The sequence below is a fragment of the Blautia sp. AF14-40 genome (genome assembly GCF_003479665.1).
GTDB lineage: Bacteria > Bacillota > Clostridia > Lachnospirales > Lachnospiraceae > Fusicatenibacter > Fusicatenibacter saccharivorans.
The window spans coordinates 1-1,356 of record NZ_QUHK01000104.1 but is presented as its reverse complement, the minus strand read 5'-3'; the positions used below and the strand labels follow the sequence as shown (position 1 = coordinate 1,356).

2 protein-coding genes are annotated in these 1,356 nt (G+C 56.3%); both read left to right on the top strand.

What is annotated here, in order from left to right:
* On the top strand, nt 1-174 hold a 174-nt coding region (gene mobC, locus DWW13_RS18505; RefSeq protein WP_118720832.1), incomplete at its 5' end, for a plasmid mobilization relaxosome protein MobC.
* Nucleotides 146-1,356, top strand: a 1,211-nt coding sequence (locus DWW13_RS18500) for a relaxase/mobilization nuclease domain-containing protein (protein ID WP_118720830.1), incomplete at its 3' end; no start/stop codon positions are given. The genes mobC and DWW13_RS18500, both read left to right, overlap by 29 nt.

The following is a 1,356-nucleotide window of genomic DNA, read 5'->3' as shown; positions in this document are numbered from 1 at the left end:
AGGATCGGCGGCAACTTAAACCAGATAGCCCGGACGCTGAACGAGTGGCACAGCCCCTACCCGCAGCTTGCCGGGGAGGTACGGGCGGCGGTTTCCGACCTTGCTGCCCTAAAGTTTGAAGTCTTGCAGAAAGTGGGTGACGCTGTTGGCAACATTCAAACATATCAGCTCTAAAAATGCGGACTATGGCGCAGCGGAAGCCTATCTCACATTTGAGCATGACGAGTTTACCATGAAAGCCACCCTTGATGAAAACGGGCGGCTGATACCGAGGGAGGATTACCGCATTTCTTCCCTCAACTGCGGGGGCGAGGATTTCGCTGTTGCCTGTATGCGGGCTAATCTCCGCTATGAGAAAAACCAAAAACGGGAAGATGTGAAAAGCCACCACTATATCATCAGCTTTGACCCACGGGACGGGACAGACAACGGCTTGACCGTAGACCGGGCGCAGGAGCTGGGCGAGCAGTTCTGCAAGGAGCATTTTCCCGGACACCAAGCCCTAATCTGCGCCCACCCGGACGGGCATAACCACAGCGGCAATATCCATGTGCATATCGTCATCAACTCCCTGCGGATTTATGAAGTCCCGCTTCTGCCCTACATGGACAGACCAGCCGATACACGGGAGGGCTGCAAGCACCGCTGCACCAATGCCGCTATGGAATATTTCAAGAGTGAAGTCATGGAGATGTGCCACCGGGAGGGGCTTTACCAAATCGACCTCCTAAACGGCAGCAAGGAACGGATAACGGAACGGGAATACTGGGCGGCAAAGAAAGGGCAGCTTGCCCTTGATAAAGAGAACGCCACCAGAGAAGCCGCCGGACAGCCGACCAAGCCCACCAAGTTTGAAACGGACAAGGCGAAGCTGCGCCGGACGATACGGCAGGCACTTTCCCAAGCTACCAGCTTTGACGAGTTTTCTTCCCTTTTGCTGCGTGAGGGTGTGACTGTCAAGGAGAGCCGGGGGCGGCTTTCCTACCTCACGCCGGACAGGACAAAGCCTATCACAGCCCGAAAGCTGGGGGACGATTTTGACAAGGCTGCTGTCCTTGCCCTGCTCACGCAGAACGCCCACAGAGCTGCCGAACAGACCAAAGCCATACCCGAATACCCTGCCGCAGTTAAAAAGCCGTTACAAGGGGAAAAAGCTGCAAAAACCACCCCGGCAGACAACACCTTGCAGCGCATGGTTGACCGGGAAGCCAAGCGAGCCGAGGGCAAGGGCGTGGGCTATGACCGCTGGGCGGCAAAGTACAATCTAAAGCAAATGGCGGCTACCGTTACCGCCTACCAGCAGTACGGCTTTTCTTCCCCGGAGGAACTGGACGAAGCCTGTTCTGCCGCCTATGC